Annotated in this window: 18 protein-coding genes (1 of these 18 running past the window's edge); 4 read left to right on the plus strand and 14 right to left on the minus strand. The window is 62.8% G+C overall.

All coding sequences use genetic code 11. The features are described 5' to 3' along the window. Positions 1–294: the 3' portion of a Bug family tripartite tricarboxylate transporter substrate binding protein gene (locus ACT89O_RS19370; protein WP_436131685.1), read on the plus strand. The gene continues 744 nt to the left of window position 1, outside the view; 294 of the gene's 1,038 nt are visible here — the last part of the coding sequence; its start codon lies beyond the left edge, outside the window; its stop codon occupies positions 292–294. Between the two features lie 133 nt (positions 295–427). Here ACT89O_RS19370 and ACT89O_RS19375 read toward each other — a convergent pair whose 3' ends face one another. From ACT89O_RS19375 to ACT89O_RS19395, 5 genes are read right to left on the minus strand one after another with little or no spacing between them, the layout of a single operon-like run. Continuing rightward, positions 428–1,039, minus strand: a complete 612-nt coding sequence (locus ACT89O_RS19375; protein WP_487262886.1) for an SCO family protein — start codon at positions 1,037–1,039, stop codon at positions 428–430. Between the two features lie 14 nt (positions 1,040–1,053). Beyond that, positions 1,054–1,956: a heme o synthase gene (cyoE, locus tag ACT89O_RS19380; RefSeq protein ID WP_487260899.1), complete on the minus strand. Its 903-nt coding sequence runs from the start codon at positions 1,954–1,956 to the stop codon at positions 1,054–1,056. Beyond that, positions 1,953–3,134 (minus strand): COX15/CtaA family protein, encoded by a 1,182-nt coding sequence (locus ACT89O_RS19385; RefSeq protein WP_487260900.1) that lies wholly within the window; start codon positions 3,132–3,134, stop codon positions 1,953–1,955. The genes cyoE and ACT89O_RS19385 overlap by 4 nt, the downstream gene beginning before the upstream one ends. After that, positions 3,134–3,877: a hypothetical protein gene (locus ACT89O_RS19390; protein WP_306553491.1), complete on the minus strand. Its 744-nt coding sequence runs from the start codon at positions 3,875–3,877 to the stop codon at positions 3,134–3,136. The genes ACT89O_RS19385 and ACT89O_RS19390 overlap by 1 nt, the downstream gene beginning before the upstream one ends. Continuing rightward, complete coding sequence (locus tag ACT89O_RS19395; protein ID WP_487260901.1) at positions 3,819–4,604, minus strand: SURF1 family protein; 786 nt, start codon at positions 4,602–4,604, stop codon at positions 3,819–3,821. Before ACT89O_RS19395 ends, ACT89O_RS19390 begins: the two co-directional genes overlap by 59 nt. 15 nt (positions 4,605–4,619) lie before the next feature. Here ACT89O_RS19395 and ACT89O_RS19400 point away from each other — a divergent pair, with 15 nt between their 5' ends. Continuing rightward, complete coding sequence (locus ACT89O_RS19400) at positions 4,620–4,844, plus strand: twin transmembrane helix small protein (protein WP_055398589.1); 225 nt, start codon at positions 4,620–4,622, stop codon at positions 4,842–4,844. Between the two features lie 117 nt (positions 4,845–4,961). Here the strand turns inward: ACT89O_RS19400 and ACT89O_RS19405 are convergent, their stop codons facing one another. From ACT89O_RS19405 to ACT89O_RS19440, 8 genes are all read right to left on the minus strand, one after another. Continuing rightward, positions 4,962–5,843 carry a cytochrome c oxidase subunit 3 gene (locus ACT89O_RS19405; RefSeq protein ID WP_487260902.1) on the minus strand — a complete coding sequence of 294 codons (882 nt, stop codon included), beginning with the start codon at positions 5,841–5,843 and terminating at the stop codon, positions 4,962–4,964. A 61-nt stretch (positions 5,844–5,904) separates the two neighbouring features. Beyond that, positions 5,905–6,129, minus strand: a complete 225-nt coding sequence (locus ACT89O_RS19410; RefSeq protein ID WP_055398587.1) for a DUF2970 domain-containing protein — start codon at positions 6,127–6,129, stop codon at positions 5,905–5,907. Beyond that, positions 6,126–6,761, minus strand: coding sequence for a cytochrome c oxidase assembly protein (locus ACT89O_RS19415; RefSeq protein ID WP_426304979.1), 636 nt, complete (start codon positions 6,759–6,761; stop codon positions 6,126–6,128). Before ACT89O_RS19415 ends, ACT89O_RS19410 begins: the two co-directional genes overlap by 4 nt. Before the next feature lie 13 nt (positions 6,762–6,774). After that, positions 6,775–6,885, minus strand: a complete 111-nt coding sequence (locus tag ACT89O_RS19420; protein WP_212742253.1) for a cytochrome oxidase small assembly protein — start codon at positions 6,883–6,885, stop codon at positions 6,775–6,777. 11 nt (positions 6,886–6,896) lie between these two features. Then, positions 6,897–8,528 (minus strand): cytochrome c oxidase subunit I, encoded by a 1,632-nt coding sequence (gene ctaD, locus ACT89O_RS19425; RefSeq protein ID WP_055398585.1) that lies wholly within the window; start codon positions 8,526–8,528, stop codon positions 6,897–6,899. Between the two features lie 30 nt (positions 8,529–8,558). After that, complete coding sequence (gene coxB, locus ACT89O_RS19430; protein ID WP_055398584.1) at positions 8,559–9,728, minus strand: cytochrome c oxidase subunit II; 1,170 nt, start codon at positions 9,726–9,728, stop codon at positions 8,559–8,561. A 59-nt stretch (positions 9,729–9,787) separates the two neighbouring features. After that, positions 9,788–10,264, minus strand: coding sequence for a DUF2244 domain-containing protein (locus ACT89O_RS19435; protein ID WP_121505568.1), 477 nt, complete (start codon positions 10,262–10,264; stop codon positions 9,788–9,790). 151 nt (positions 10,265–10,415) lie between these two features. After that, a complete protein-coding gene (locus tag ACT89O_RS19440) occupies positions 10,416–11,321 on the minus strand; it encodes a biotin synthase (protein ID WP_487260903.1) in 906 nt (301 codons plus the stop codon). A 23-nt stretch (positions 11,322–11,344) separates the two neighbouring features. On the opposite strand from ACT89O_RS19440, the gene ACT89O_RS19445 reads away from it, so the two are divergent. Further along, positions 11,345–12,067 (plus strand): ComF family protein, encoded by a 723-nt coding sequence (locus ACT89O_RS19445; protein ID WP_487260904.1) that lies wholly within the window; start codon positions 11,345–11,347, stop codon positions 12,065–12,067. An 85-nt stretch (positions 12,068–12,152) separates the two neighbouring features. After that, on the plus strand, positions 12,153–12,680 hold the full coding sequence (locus ACT89O_RS19450) for a tRNA (cytidine(34)-2'-O)-methyltransferase (protein WP_055398580.1): 528 nt from the start codon (positions 12,153–12,155) through the stop codon (positions 12,678–12,680). Between the two features lie 49 nt (positions 12,681–12,729). On the opposite strand, the gene ACT89O_RS19455 is transcribed toward ACT89O_RS19450, so the two are convergent. Continuing rightward, on the minus strand, positions 12,730–13,674 hold the full coding sequence (locus ACT89O_RS19455) for a LysR family transcriptional regulator (RefSeq protein WP_436131945.1): 945 nt from the start codon (positions 13,672–13,674) through the stop codon (positions 12,730–12,732). Positions 13,675–13,700: the final 26 nt, after the last annotated feature.

Raw genomic sequence — 13,700 nt, forward strand, 5'->3', positions numbered from 1 at the left:
GGGCGCAGCCCGCTGGCACCCGATGTGCCGAGCCTGGTCGAGGCCGGCATCAGCAACTTCAACCTGGAAATCTGGAACGCCTTTGCGGCGCCTTCGACCCTGCCCAAGCCCATCCAGGCCAAGCTGGCGGCGCTGATCAGCGAGATTGCGCGCAGCGAAGAGGTGCGCGGCAAGCTGTTCCAGCAGGGCTGGCAGACGGTGGGCTCGTCGCCCGAGGGGCTGGCCAACCGCGTGAAGGCCGACACCAACTTGCTGGGCGGCGTGATCGCGATGCGCGGCATCAAGGCGGAATAAATCTGCGCGACGGAAACGCCGCACGCCTTTGCTGCTAGCAAACATCAACCCGGGTCTGGCCGATGCGCCTGCCCGGGTTTTTTGTTGCAGGTGCTGTCAAACCAGCAGGCGGACTGGCGGGCCCACAGAAACCTCAGCCCGCCTCGGCCAGCAGTGCCTTGACGTCTGCCGCCAGGGCCTGCGCGCCACTGCCATAGCGGTTGTAGATACGCAGGCGCCCCGCCGTGTCATACACGTAGCTGCCCGCCGAGTGGTCCATGGTGTAACTGGTGGGCGTTTTGCCATCGACCTTCTTGTAGTAGATCTTGAAGTCCTTGGCGACCGCAGCCAGTTGCTCTGGCGAGCCATACAGGGCCAGAAAACTGGGATCGAAATTGGCCATGTAGGCCTTGAGCACTTCCGGCGTATCGCGTTCGGGGTCTACCGTGACGAAGATGCCCTGCAGGCGGTCGCCGTCCTTGCCCAGCATCTTCTTCACCTCGGCCAGCTCTTGCATGGAGGTGGGGCACACGTCCGGGCACTGCGTGAAGCCGAAGAACACCACCACCACCTTGCCCGCAAAGTCCTTGAGGTGTCGCGCCTGGCCATTGTGGTCGGTCAGCGGGATGTCACGGGCATAGTCCGCACCGGTGATATCCACGCCACGAAACTCTGCCTTTTTCTCGGAACAGGCACTAAAAATGCCCGTAGCGCTTATAGAAAAAGCGCTAACAGCTATCGTTTTGAGAGCACTTCTTTTCAGCATGGTCATGGCGGTCTTCACAGCACGTAGTGGTCCACCAGGAGGGCGGCAAACAGGGCGCTCAGGTGGATGAGGGAAAAGCGGAAGGTCTTGCGCGCGAGCGCGTCCGAATAGTTGCGCCACAGGGCAAAACCGTAGCCGCAGAAGCCTGCGCTGAGCACCACCGCAGCGGTCAGGTAGATCCATGAGCTCATGCCGTAAACGAAAGGCATCAGGCACCCGGCAAACAGGATCAGGGTGTACAGAAATACCTGCAGGCGGGTGAACTCGTTGCCATGGGTCACCGGCAGCATGGGCAGGCCAGACTTGCGGTAGTCCTCCACCCGGTACAGGGCCAGCGCCCAGAAGTGAGGAGGCGTCCACAGAAAGATGATGAGGAACAGGATGAGCGCTTCCGGGCCGACATCGTTGGTCATGGCCGCCCACCCGAGCACGGGCGGCATGGCGCCTGACGCACCACCAATCACAATGTTCTGCGGCGTAAGGGGCTTGAGAATCACTGTGTAGATGACCGCATAGCCCACAAATGTGGCGAACGTGAGCCACATCGTGAGAGGGTTCACCCAGAAGTACAACAGTGCGGACCCCGCACCACACAACACGGCAGAAAACAGCAGCGTCTGGGCGTTGGACAGCTGGCCTTTGGCCGTGGGACGCCAGGCGGTGCGCTTCATCTTGGCGTCGATGCCCTGCTCCACGATGCAGTTGAAGGCGGCGGCAGCGCCCGCCACCAGCCACACCCCGGCACAGGCCAAGGCCATCAGCCCAAGTTGCGAGGCCGACGGAAGCCCAGGCACAGCCAGCACCATGCCAATGAGGGCACAAAACACAATGAGCTGGACCACGCGCGGCTTGGTCAGCGCATAGAACTGCGCAATGCGCGACGGCGTAGAAACAGCGGCGGGGGCAGCAACACTCATGCGGAAACTCTCGATGCACCCGAAGGCGCGGAAAACTCTTGCGGCGCGGAAACCGCGCGGCTGGACACCAAGGCCCAGGTCAACACCACCACCAGCGCCGCAGCGCCACCGGTATGCAGCACGGCGGCCAGCAGGGGCCAGTCCAGCACCACGTTGGAGAGGCCGGTGGCCAGTTGCAGCAGCGCCAACGCGGCCAGCCAGCGGGACTGAACCCGGAGCACGCCCGCCTGGCGAAGGCGCCAGCAAACGATGCCCAGGGCCAAGAGGACCACATAAGCCATGAGCCGGTGTACATAGTGGATGGCTGTGAGCCCGGCAAAACTGATGTGGCTGCCGTCCTGCAGCATACCCAGCGCGCGCCAGACCTGAAAACCCTGGCCAAAGTCCATGGCAGGCCACCAACTCCCCTGACAAGTGGGAAAGGTGGTGCAAGCCAGCACCGCGTAGTTAGTGCTGACCCAGCCACCCAGCACCACCTGCACCGCCACGAGCACGCCGGTGATCACCAGACCCCAGCGCAACCCGGTGGAGACACGCACAGGCAGCTTGCCCTGAGCGCTCTGGGTGTGGCGCACTGCCTGCACACACAGCAGCGCCAGCAGCACCAGCCCCCCGATGAGGTGCAGCGTGACGATGGCCGGAAAGAGTTTCATCGTCACCGTCAGCGCCCCGAAAGCCCCTTGCAGACACACCCAGAACAGCGTGAAGGTGGGCCACCACGGGCTGATGGGGGGACGCTCGCCCCCCATACGCAAGGCCTTGTGGTGCTGCACCCACGCCGACACCGTGAGCACGATGATGAGCACGCCCACGCCCGTGGCCAGGTAACGGTGGATCATTTCAACCCATGCCTTGCCATGGGTCACAGGGCCGGTGGGCATGGCCTCCTGGGCCGCCGCGATTTCGGTGCGCGCCCCCACGGGGCTGGCGCTGCCGTAGCACCCGGGCCAGTCGGGGCAGCCCAGGCCCGAGTCGGTCAGGCGGGTGAAGGCGCCAAAAAGCACCAGATCAAACGTCAGGAACAGGGTGAGCACCGTGAGTGCCTGCAGGCGCCGCATGGGGGAGCTGTTGCGGTTGCGCCAGCCCACCCAGGCGAGCGGCCCGAGCGCAATCAGCACGCCCAGCAGCATCAGCCGGGCGATGGGCGCCAGATCGTAGAGCGGCTGTGGGGTGTCCATCACGGCTTCCCGGGACGCCCGGCCTCATCCCATGACGAGGACGCACGCAACAGGCGTTCAAGATCCCGCTTGGCCTTGGCCGCGCCTGCCGCATCCATGGCTGCCGGAAAACGCATCATCCAGTTGCCCATGGGGTCCACCACATACAAGTGGTCCGCGATCTGGTGCCCCTCGGCGGGCGCAAGCCACGCATTGAGTGCAGCGGCATCCATGCGCAGCACCGTCGCTTTCTGCAATGCGGGCGTGAGCTCCGGGGGCACGCTGGTAGCGTCGTTTACCAGCCAGACCCAGTCCACGCGGTCTTTCTCCTTGCCCACACTTTCGCGCAGTTGCCGCTGCAGGTACAGGTGCTTCTGGCAGGCGGCATCACAGGCCCCTCCCGCAACGCTGACCAGAAGCCATTGCCCCTTCAGCGAAGCCAGGGGAACGGCCTTGCCATCGAGTGCCGTGGCGCTCAGGTCCGGCAGGGTGCGCTGCGGGTTGATCAACTCGCCATAGTTGCGCCGGCCTTCGGGGCGGATGACGTAGTACGTGAAATACGAGGCGACGACCGGCGCCGCGCAGATGAGCAGCACGCCCAGCATCTTCAAACGCCCATGGCGCGTGCGCTGCGTCAGGGCCACGGCGCCCGCCGCTTCGGGCAGCGTGTGCACGGTGAGCCCCAGGGGATGGTCCCCCTGGGCTTCAGGCGGCAGGGTGGCTGCGCGGGCGAATGAACCGTCGGACGATTTGGAACCAGACATAGAGAAGTGCAATCAGGCCGCAGAGCCCGAACCATTGAAATGCGTAACCGTAGTGTTTGTCGACGCCTGCTCCGACCACGGGCCAGTCGCGTCGAAGCCCCTCGCCTGCTTCGCCCGTCTGCAGCACCGTGAGGTGGGCAAGCGCCAGACCGGTTTCGGTGCGAAACGCTGCCAGGTCGAGATTTTGCCGGATGCGAGAAGACCCCTGGGCACTGTCGGTGCCCTGGAACTCATACAAACGTGAAGGCGCGGGCGCCACACGGCCCTGCACCCGCACCGCCACGTCCTGTGGCGTCTGCACCTGTGGCAATTGCGTACGGTCCTGGAAATTGCGCGGCGCCCAGCCACGCTGCACCAGCACCGCCGCGCCACTTTGCCCTGCCAGCTGCAAAGGCGTCACCACAAAAAAGCCCGGGCGCCCGTGCATCTGGCGGTTGTCGAGGTACACCGTGTGCTCCGACAGCCACCGCCCCTCCAGAACCACGGCACGGTGCACCAACGAAGAGGCGTCCTTCGAGGATGGATCTGCCACCGCAGCAGCAAGCAAGGCGCGGCCGTCAATGGCAGGCATGCGCCCCCGTTCGTCCAGCGCGGCCTGAAGCGCCTCTTTTTCGGCTGCGCGCGACAGCTGCCAGCGGCCCAGCGATGCCGTGACCAGCATGCCCGCCACTGCGGCGAGTGTGATCAACCAGAAACGCAGGCCTGCGGGACGGCGGAAAGTGGTCACGGGATAATGTGCTCCATGAAATACCTCGTAGTGCTGGCGTTCATCGCCATTCTGGCCAGCCTGGCATCCGCCCTGTTCTTCATGATGCGCAATGGACGCGATGACAAGTCCAAGGGCAACCACATGGCCAAGGCGCTGGCCGTGCGGGTGGGGATCTCCATCGTGCTGTTCCTGTGTATCCTGGTCGCCTGGCAGCTGGGCTACATCCAGCCTACTGGCCTGCCGGCAACCGCCCGCTAACCCCCTCCAACCGTGGCGAGCAGGACGCCGCCAGCGATGGACCAGGCTCTGCGCTGACAGCATGCATGCCAACAAAAAAAGCGCCGCGAGGCGCTTTTTTTACATGGCAGGCGCGGTTTACATCCAGTAGACCAGCACGTACAGACCCAGCCACACCACGTCCACAAAGTGCCAGTACCAGGCAGCGCCCTCGAAACCGAAGTGCTTGTCGGCGGTGAAATGGCCCTTTTGCAATCGCAGCGTGATCACCAGCAGCATCAGCATGCCCAGGAACACGTGGAAACCGTGGAAGCCGGTCAGCATGAAGAACGTCGAACCGAACACGCCCGAGTTGAGCTTGAGGTTCAGGTCGGTGTAGAGGTGGTAGTACTCATAGCCTTGCACCAGCAGGAAGACAAAACCCAGCAGCACCGTGGCCCACATGAAGCCGATCGTCTTGCCGCGATGGTTTTCGCGCAGTGCATGGTGGGCGATGGTCAGCGTCACACCCGAGGTCAGCAGCAGAGCCGTATTGATGGTGGGCAGCCAGAAGGGACCCACCGTCTGGAAGGGCTCGACGATGCCAGCCGGCGAACCGGTCACGCCCGCAGCCAGACTGGGCCAGACCGCCTTGAAATCAGGCCACAGCAGTGCATTGTCCAGGCTTCCCAGGGCAGGTAAAGAGTGCGAACGCGCCCACCACAGGGCCGTGAAGAACGCGCCGAAAAACATCACCTCCGAGAAGATGAACCAGCTCATGCTCCAGCGGTACGACAGATCGATCTTGTGGCCATACAGGCCACCTTCACTCTCACGCACCGCATCGCCGAACCATTGGTACAGCGTGAACAGCCACCACACCAGGCCCAGCGCCAGGGAATACTTGCCCCAGTCGTGGCCGTTGATCCACTGCCCTGCGCCCAGAATGACGAAGAACAGGCCTGCAGCCGCCATCACAGGGTGACGCGACTCGGCAGGCACATAGTAGTAAGGGGTTCCGCCGTGGGTTGATGCACTCATTTCAGCTCCTGACTGTCAAAATCTTTGTTTTCAGTATTTGTTCGTACCAACCAACACACACTCACACGATCCAGTTCACCAGCCCGATCAGGCCGATGACCAGCAGAAAGACCGCGATCAATCCCACCACGATGATGTGCAGTGGGTTGAGCTTTTCGACATCCTGCTGGTATTCGCTGCCCTTGCGCAGGCCGATCAGCGACCAGGCCACGGCGCGCACGGTGCGCAGCAACGAGCCTTTGCGCGCATGCGGCTTCACCACGGGCTGCTCCAGGGGGGTATTCATGATCCAGCCCCTTCCAATGAGGAAATGGTCGGAAGGGATACATCCACGGCTGCTGTGGACTGCGGTGCTGCGGGGGTCTTGCCACCCACTTCAAAGAACGTGTAGGACAACGTAATGGTCGTCACGTCCTTTGAAATACGGGGGTCAATCACAAACGCCACCGGCCATTCCTTTTTCTCGCCGGGCTCCAGCGTGTACTGGTTAAAGCAGAAGCACTCCAGCTTGTTGAAGTGTGCAGCAGCCTGGCGGGGCGCGTAGCTGGGGATGGCCTGCGCAGCCATGCGGCGGTTCTGAATGTTCTGAAACTGGTACATCACCGTGGTCAGCTCACCCGGGTGCACCTGCACCGATCGCTGGGCAGGTTTGAAATCCCAGGGACCCCGCGCGTTGGCATCAAACTCCACCGTGATCGTACGGGTCCTGTCCACCTGCGTGTTGGCAGGAACCTTGACATCCTTGCCCGCCACGCCGTTACCAGGCACCTGACGCTCAGAGAGCGACAGGATGTTGATGCCCGTCATCTCGCAGATGTGCTTGTAGATGGGAATCAGCACATAACCGAAGGCGAACATGCCAGCCGCGATCACGACCAGCTTGCCGACCATCTTGGCGTTTTCGCGGTGCAGGCTCATGGCAGGTGTGGACTCAACGGGAAAGGAAGAACACCTTGGCCATGAACCCGACGAAGAACACCACCGCAATCGACGCCAGGATCAGCGCCATCCGCAGGTTGCTCTTTTTCTGCTCGGGTGTCATGGTCGTGATCCTCAGCCGATCACACGGGTGGCCGTGGCATCCAGCTTGGGAGGATTCTCAAAAGTGTGGAAAGGCGCTGGGGAGGGAACTTCCCATTCCAGACCTTCAGCACCGTCCCAAGGCTTCGCAGCTGCCTTTTCACCCTTGCCACGCATGGCAGGAACAATCACCGCCAGGAAGAAGTAGACCTGCATCAGACCGAAGCCCAGCGCGCCGACCGAGGCAATCGCGTTGAAGTCAGCGAATTGCATGGGGTAGTCGGCGTAGCGGCGGGGCATACCTGCCAGACCCAGGAAGTGCATGGGGAAGAAGGTGATGTTGAACGTGATCAACGAGCCCCAGAAGTGGATCTGGCCGCGCGTTTCAGAGTACATCACACCCGTCCACTTGGGCAGCCAGTAGTAGACACCAGCAAACATGGAGAACAGCGAGCCTGCCACCAGCACGTAGTGGAAGTGGGCCACTACGTAGTACGTGTCTTGCAACTGGATATCGATAGGGGCCATGGCCAAAATCAGGCCGGTGAAACCACCCATGGTGAACACGAAGATGAAGCCCACCGCAAACAGCATGGGGGTCTCAAAGGTCATGGAGCCGCGCCACATGGTGGCGATCCAGTTGAAGATCTTCACAGCCGTGGGCACGGAGATCAGCATGGTGGCGTACATGAAGAAGAGCTGGCCCGTCACGGGCATGCCCGTCGTGAACATGTGGTGGGCCCACACGATGAACGACAGGATGGCGATGGACGACGTGGCGTACACCATGGAGGCGTAGCCGAACAGCTTCTTGCGGGCAAATGCAGGCACGATCTGGCTGATGATGCCGAAGGCCGGCAAGATCATGATGTACACCTCGGGGTGGCCGAAGAACCAGAAGATGTGCTGGTACATCACCGGGTCACCGCCGCCAGCGGGGTTGAAGAAGCTGGTGCCGAAGTGGCGGTCCGTCAGCGTCATGGTGATGGCGCCAGCCAGCACGGGCATCACGGCGATCAGCAGGTAGGCGGTGATGAGCCAGGTCCAGGCGAACATTGGCATCTTCATCAGCGTCATGCCGGGTGCGCGCATGTTCAGGATGGTCACGATGATGTTGATCGAGCCCATGATGGACGAGGCACCCAGAATGTGCATCGCGAAGATGCCGGCATCCATGGAGGGGCCCATCTGCAGCGTCAGCGGCGCATACAGCGTCCAGCCCGCAGCAGGAGCGCCACCGGGCATGAAGAACGATGCCACCAGCATGATGGCCGCAGGGATCATCAGCCAGAAGCTGAAGTTGTTCATGCGGGCAAAAGCCATGTCGGATGCGCCGATCTGCAGCGGGATCATCCAGTTCGCAAAGCCCACGAAGGCCGGCATGATGGCGCCGAACACCATGATCAGACCGTGCATGGTGGTCAGCTGGTTGAACAGCTCGGGGTTCACCAGCTGAAGGCCGGGCTGGAACAGCTCGGCGCGAATCAACAGCGCCAAGACGCCGCCCACCATAAGCATGGCGAAGGCAAACAGCAGGTACAGGGTACCGATGTCCTTGTGGTTGGTGGCATACACCCAGCGGCGCCAGCCGGTGGGACCATGGTGCCCATGGTCGTCGTGTGCGTGGTCGCCCGCATGCCCGTGGTTGTCGAGAACTGCACTCATCTTGGATTCCTCAATACGTTAGGGCGCTGATTACTTGCCGCGCTGGGCCACGATTTCAGCAGGCTGCACCAGCTGGCCGGTCTTGTTGGACCACGAATTCTTGGTGTAGGTGGCAACGGCTGCGATATCGGTATCGCTCAGTTGCGCCCATGCAGGCATGGCACCATTGGCTGCGCCCTTGAGCAGAACCTGGATCTGCTTGACATGGTCCGCGTCCAGCACGATGGCCGAACCGTCCAATGGCTTGATGGGGCCAGCGCCCTTGCCGTTGGCCTGGTGGCAGGCCGCACAGTTGGCGGCATACACCTTCTCGCCACGCTTCATGATGTCGTCCAGCGCCCAGACCTTGGTGGGGTCGTCCAGCTTGGCAGCAGCCTTCTTCTTCTGATCAGCCACCCAGGCGGTGTAGTCCTCAGCAGACACGACCTTCACATGGATGGGCATGTAAGCGTGCTCCTTGCCGCACAGCTCGGCGCACTGGCCGTAGTAATCGCCAATCTTCTCGGCGCGGAACCAGGTGTCGCGCACAAAACCAGGGATCGCATCCTGCTTGATACCGAAGGCAGGCACCATGAAGGCGTGGATCACGTCGTTGGCCGTCGTAATGATGCGGATCTTCTTGCCCACCGGCACCACCATCGGGTTGTCCACCTTGAGCAGGTAGTCGGTCGGCGCATCCTTGACATTGCCACTGTCGGACATCACGCGATGGCTGCTGTCCAGCGTGGAGATGAAGGCCAGACCCTCACCCTCGCCGGTGATGTAGTCATAACCCCACTTCCACTGGTAACCCGTGGTCTTGATGGTGAGGTCGGCGTTGGTGGTGTCCTTCTGGGCCACCAGCACCTTGGTGGCAGGCAGGGCCATCAGGATCACGATGATGAACGGAACAATGGTCCAGACCACTTCCACCGTCACGGATTCATGGAAATTGGCCGACTTGGCGCCCTTGGAACGGCGGTGTTTCCAAATCGAGTAGAACATCACGGAGAACACTGCAACAAAGATCACCGTGCAGATGATCAGCATCATCCAGTGCAGAAAATGTTGCTCTTCTGCGATCTTGGTGACCGGGGGATGCAGGTTCAGCTGGTTGACTGCAGGGCCGCCAGGCAGGTCCTGAACGGCATGGGCTGCGGAGCCCACCCATGCACCGGCAATCAGCAGCAGAGAAGCCAGCTTGTTGGAAATGCTCTTCATAGTTCTCACTTACTTCTAAGCCTCAATTTAACCAATCCCTTTCGCGCGCCTGCGTGGGGTCAGGCTGCGCGCAAGGCCATGCGGATCTCCGATGCCAGAGCCGGTCGAAGTTCGGGGCGCATGAAGCGCCCCACTTCGACCGTTCGGCCCTGCGCAGACAGCATGATCAGCGAACGGTCCCCAGACTTGGGCTCTACGCGAACCCAACTCCGGTCAAACTCGGCGCGCTCCAGCTTGCCTGCTGTCTCCAGTTCCACCACAAGGCGCGAACCCTGCAGCGAAATCCTCTCGCCATCCGCCGCATGGCGACCGTACATGGCGAATGCAACTCCTACCGCCACCATCTCCAGCCACGCAAAGGGCATGACCAGGCGGGCACCGAGTATCCAGAAGCACGTTGCGATACCCAGGGACACCACACACAAGGACAGATACATCCAGCCCAACTGCACCGGCGTGACCGAACAGTTGCGAACGAGACGCCAGTCAATGCGTTGACCCGACACCGTGGCAAAACGAAAAACCAAGCCCGTCACCAGAAGTGCTCACAAGACTGCCAGCTGGGTGCCTGTCATGCCAAAGGCAAGACAGGCGCAGCCCGCAAAGTTGCGCGGGAAGATGCCCGAAATCTCAATAACCCGGAATTGTAGCGTGCCTTGTTCCATGTCATTGACACGCCGTTACAGGCTAGTTCTCTTTGCCGCCCTGGCGCAACATGGTGCGCATGTCCTGCAGCGACACAGCGCTGCTGGAACTGACGCGCACCCGAGGCGCGGGCTTGAACGCATGGCCATAAATGATTTCGAAAGTCAGTGCCAACTGACCACCTTGTTGTGGATCTGCCAACCGGTCGGACAGCACTTGGTAGAGCTTCTCGCGCCAGCGCCGACCGCGCAATGAGGGAAAGCGATCAGGGTGCAGATTGCAACCCAGCTCGCGCAGCTCTTGAATCAGCCGCTCGGGCGTGGCAAACGTGAGCGTGATGCGCTCCATGTCCATCACCGGTTCGGCAAAACCGGCGTGCACCAGCATGTCACCCCAATCGTGCATGTCGGTGAAGGCATGCCCGGCCGGGGGCCAGCCCAGCTCGGCATACACCGCATGCAGTTCACGCAGGGTGTCGGGCCCCAGGCACGAGAACATCAGGTAGCCATCCACCGCCAGGGCACGGTGCCATTGCGCGATCAGCGCCTGCGGGTCGGCTGCCGTGTGCAGCGCCATGTTGGCCCACAGCATCTGCACACTCGCATCTGCTGGCATACCCAGCTGGGGGTTGCCTGCGCTCCAGCGTGCAGGGCTCCACCACGGCTTGGCCAGCGCCTGCCGGGCAGAGTCCTCGCAATGGGCTGCCGTTTCGTAGATCTGACAACGCGCTTTGGGATAGCGTGCGCTCACCAGCGCATGCGCCTGCAGGCCGCCACGCACTGCGTCCCAATGGCACCACGATTCAGGGGCCTGGCGAATCCATTGCAAGCGGTCCTCCATGCGGCGGGCCACTTCTTCATGAAGCCAGGGAGATACGGCGGGGGCTGCTGCATGCCAGCGGGCAGCAGCAACGGGATCAATGGTGGGGGGGCGCTCGGAGGACGTCATGGGCCGCGCGAGTATATTGATTCATGCTTTTTACGGGCCTGACAGGGATTTCGCGCCGTTTCCACACCTGGGTCCACCAGGTGCCCAGCCAGTGCGCGTTCTGCCACACCTGGCCCTCGCAGCGCATCTGCAACGCCTGCGTGGCGCGGTTTGCCCAGCCCACCACGCGCTGCCAGCGCTGCGCCCTGCGGGTGCCCGCAGGGGTAGAGGTCTGCGGCGCCTGCATCCAGACCCCGCCCAGCTTTGATGCCTGCATTGCCGCAGTGGACTACGCCTACCCCTGGGCCGATGCGCTGGCGCAGTTCAAGTTTCGCGGTGATCCGGGCTGGGCCAAGGCGCTGGCCACACTGATGCGCAGCACGCCGTGGATGGAACCGGCGCTGGAAGCGGCTGACCGCGTGCTTCCGGTGCCGCTGTCCACCGAACGCCTGCGCGAGCGGGGCTTCAACCAGTCGGCCCTGCTGGCAAGGCACCTGGTAGGCCCCAAAACCGACCTCCACACCCTGCTGCGCCTGCACGCCACCGAGGCGCAAAGCAGCCTGCCCCGCGCCCAGCGCCTGCGCAACCTGCGCGGCGCCTTCGCCGTTGAACCCAGCCGCGCGGCAGCCCTGCGCGGCCAGCGGGTGGTGCTGATCGATGACGTGATGACCACCGGTGCCACGCTGCAGGCGGCCACCCTGGCGCTGCGCGAGGCAGGCGTGACGCATGTCACCGCCGCCGTCCTGGCGCGCACGGGGCTCGACTGAGCCCCGCAACCTCGAAGTACCAGCGGGATACTTTTGATTACGAGCGGTTGCTCAACTCACACGTCCAGCGATGACAATTGGCGGCATGTTCCATATCGTCCTCGTCGAACCCGAGATACCGCCCAACACGGGGAATGTGATTCGCCTGGCGGCCAACACGGGGTGCACTCTGCACCTGATCGAGCCGCTCGGGTTCTCGATGGAAGACCGCCAGATGCGCCGCGCGGGGCTGGACTATCACGAATACGCCCAGGTGCAAGTGCATGCAGGCTGGACCGCCTTCCTGCGGGATACCCAACCAGACCCGACCCGCATGTTCGCGATGACCACGCACGGCTCGCAGCCCGTGCATTCCACCTGCTTCCTGCCGGGCGACTGGATGGTGTTTGGCGCTGAAACGCGGGGGCTTCCGCCCGAACTGCGCGAGAGTTTTCCGCCCGCGCAACGCCTGCGTCTGCCCATGGTGGCGGGCCAGCGCAGCCTGAATTTGTCCAACGCCGTGGCTGTGACGGTGTTCGAAGCCTGGCGCCAGAACAGTTTTGCGATGCCCGACGGCGAAATCGCCGTGGAGCCAGAGGGCACCATCATCAGCGGATTTGCGCAGCTGGGTTGATGCCTGGCTGATAGTTGGTGGGTGCGCCACCTTGGCCGATGGCCTTGGGTTACTTGGACTGCTGCCCGCGTTGCTCCGCCACGGCCAGGGGCACCTGCTCGCTGAGAAAGTCCAGAAACACCTTGGTGCGCGCGGGCAGCATGCGGCCGGACGGCAGCGCGGCATAGATGGTGTAGCGCGAAAAAATCCATGCCGGCAGGATGTGCACCAGTTCGCCACGGGCCAGGTGTTCCTCGGCCAGAAGGCGCGATGTGACGGCCACCCCCGCGCCGTCTACCGCCGCGCGCAGAAGCAGCTCGGTGCTGACCGACTGCAGCACTGCCGGCACATCGACCTCTTGCGCGGGCATGCTGCCGTTGAGCGATTGCAGGCGCAGCTTGCGCGCTGGCCCCAACTGCGCTCGCGCGGCCATGCCGGAGTCGCGCAGATAGTCGTGTTGCAGCAGGTCTTGCGGCTCGCGCGGAATGCCCTTGCGCTCCAGGTAGTCGGGTGATGCAACAACAATCGCCTCCCCCTTCAACAGGGGGCGTGCCACGATGTTGGCATCAAAATCCTCGCCTGCCACCATGATGGTCACATCATATTCATCCACCCTCGCCGAGGCATAGGCGTCCAGGTCGATGTCAAGCAACAGCTTGGGGAACTCCGCATGCCACAGCGCCACCATGGGCGCCAGAAAGTTGGTCGCCAGCACCGGCGCCGCAACGATGCGGATGGTGCCGCGCAGATCGCGCGTGTTGGCCGCCGCTGCCGCTTCGGCGTCGTCGATCTCGTGCAGGATGGTGCGTACGCGCTGCAGATAGGCATCACCCGCGTCGGTGAGCGCCAGCTTGCGGGTAGTGCGCTGCAGCAGCCGCGTGCCCAGATGCTGCTCCAGCTCGGCCACCATGCGGGTGACCACAGGGGGTGACATGTCCATGGCGCGGGCGGCGGCGGCAAAGCCGCCCTCCTCCACCACACGCTCGAAAATTTTCATAGCTTGCAGTCGGTCCATGGTTCAGACCTCCTGCCCGGTGGCGA

This window comes from Acidovorax sp. NN32 (assembly GCF_057597245.1).

What these genes read in the sequence shown, in the direction of transcription:
- coxB (WP_055398584.1), bottom strand. Translation starts at nt 9,728, where the DNA reads ATGAAGAGCATTTCCAACAAGCTGGCTTCTCTGCTGCTGATTGCCGGT.
- ACT89O_RS19450 (WP_055398580.1), top strand. Translation starts at nt 12,153, where the DNA reads ATGTTCCATATCGTCCTCGTCGAACCCGAGATACCGCCCAACACGGGG.
- ACT89O_RS19375 (WP_487262886.1), bottom strand. Translation starts at nt 1,039, where the DNA reads ATGCTGAAAAGAAGTGCTCTCAAAACGATAGCTGTTAGCGCTTTTTCT.
- ACT89O_RS19385 (WP_487260900.1), bottom strand. Translation starts at nt 3,134, where the DNA reads ATGGACACCCCACAGCCGCTCTACGATCTGGCGCCCATCGCCCGGCTG.
- ACT89O_RS19455 (WP_436131945.1), bottom strand. Translation starts at nt 13,674, where the DNA reads ATGGACCGACTGCAAGCTATGAAAATTTTCGAGCGTGTGGTGGAGGAG.
- ACT89O_RS19410 (WP_055398587.1), bottom strand. Translation starts at nt 6,129, where the DNA reads ATGAATACCCCCCTGGAGCAGCCCGTGGTGAAGCCGCATGCGCGCAAA.
- ACT89O_RS19440 (WP_487260903.1), bottom strand. Translation starts at nt 11,321, where the DNA reads ATGACGTCCTCCGAGCGCCCCCCCACCATTGATCCCGTTGCTGCTGCC.
- ACT89O_RS19445 (WP_487260904.1), top strand. Translation starts at nt 11,345, where the DNA reads ATGCTTTTTACGGGCCTGACAGGGATTTCGCGCCGTTTCCACACCTGG.
- ACT89O_RS19400 (WP_055398589.1), top strand. Translation starts at nt 4,620, where the DNA reads ATGAAATACCTCGTAGTGCTGGCGTTCATCGCCATTCTGGCCAGCCTG.
- ACT89O_RS19415 (WP_426304979.1), bottom strand. Translation starts at nt 6,761, where the DNA reads ATGAGCCTGCACCGCGAAAACGCCAAGATGGTCGGCAAGCTGGTCGTG.
- ACT89O_RS19390 (WP_306553491.1), bottom strand. Translation starts at nt 3,877, where the DNA reads ATGTCTGGTTCCAAATCGTCCGACGGTTCATTCGCCCGCGCAGCCACC.
- ctaD (WP_055398585.1), bottom strand. Translation starts at nt 8,528, where the DNA reads ATGAGTGCAGTTCTCGACAACCACGGGCATGCGGGCGACCACGCACAC.
- cyoE (WP_487260899.1), bottom strand. Translation starts at nt 1,956, where the DNA reads ATGAGTGTTGCTGCCCCCGCCGCTGTTTCTACGCCGTCGCGCATTGCG.
- ACT89O_RS19405 (WP_487260902.1), bottom strand. Translation starts at nt 5,843, where the DNA reads ATGAGTGCATCAACCCACGGCGGAACCCCTTACTACTATGTGCCTGCC.
- ACT89O_RS19420 (WP_212742253.1), bottom strand. Translation starts at nt 6,885, where the DNA reads ATGACACCCGAGCAGAAAAAGAGCAACCTGCGGATGGCGCTGATCCTG.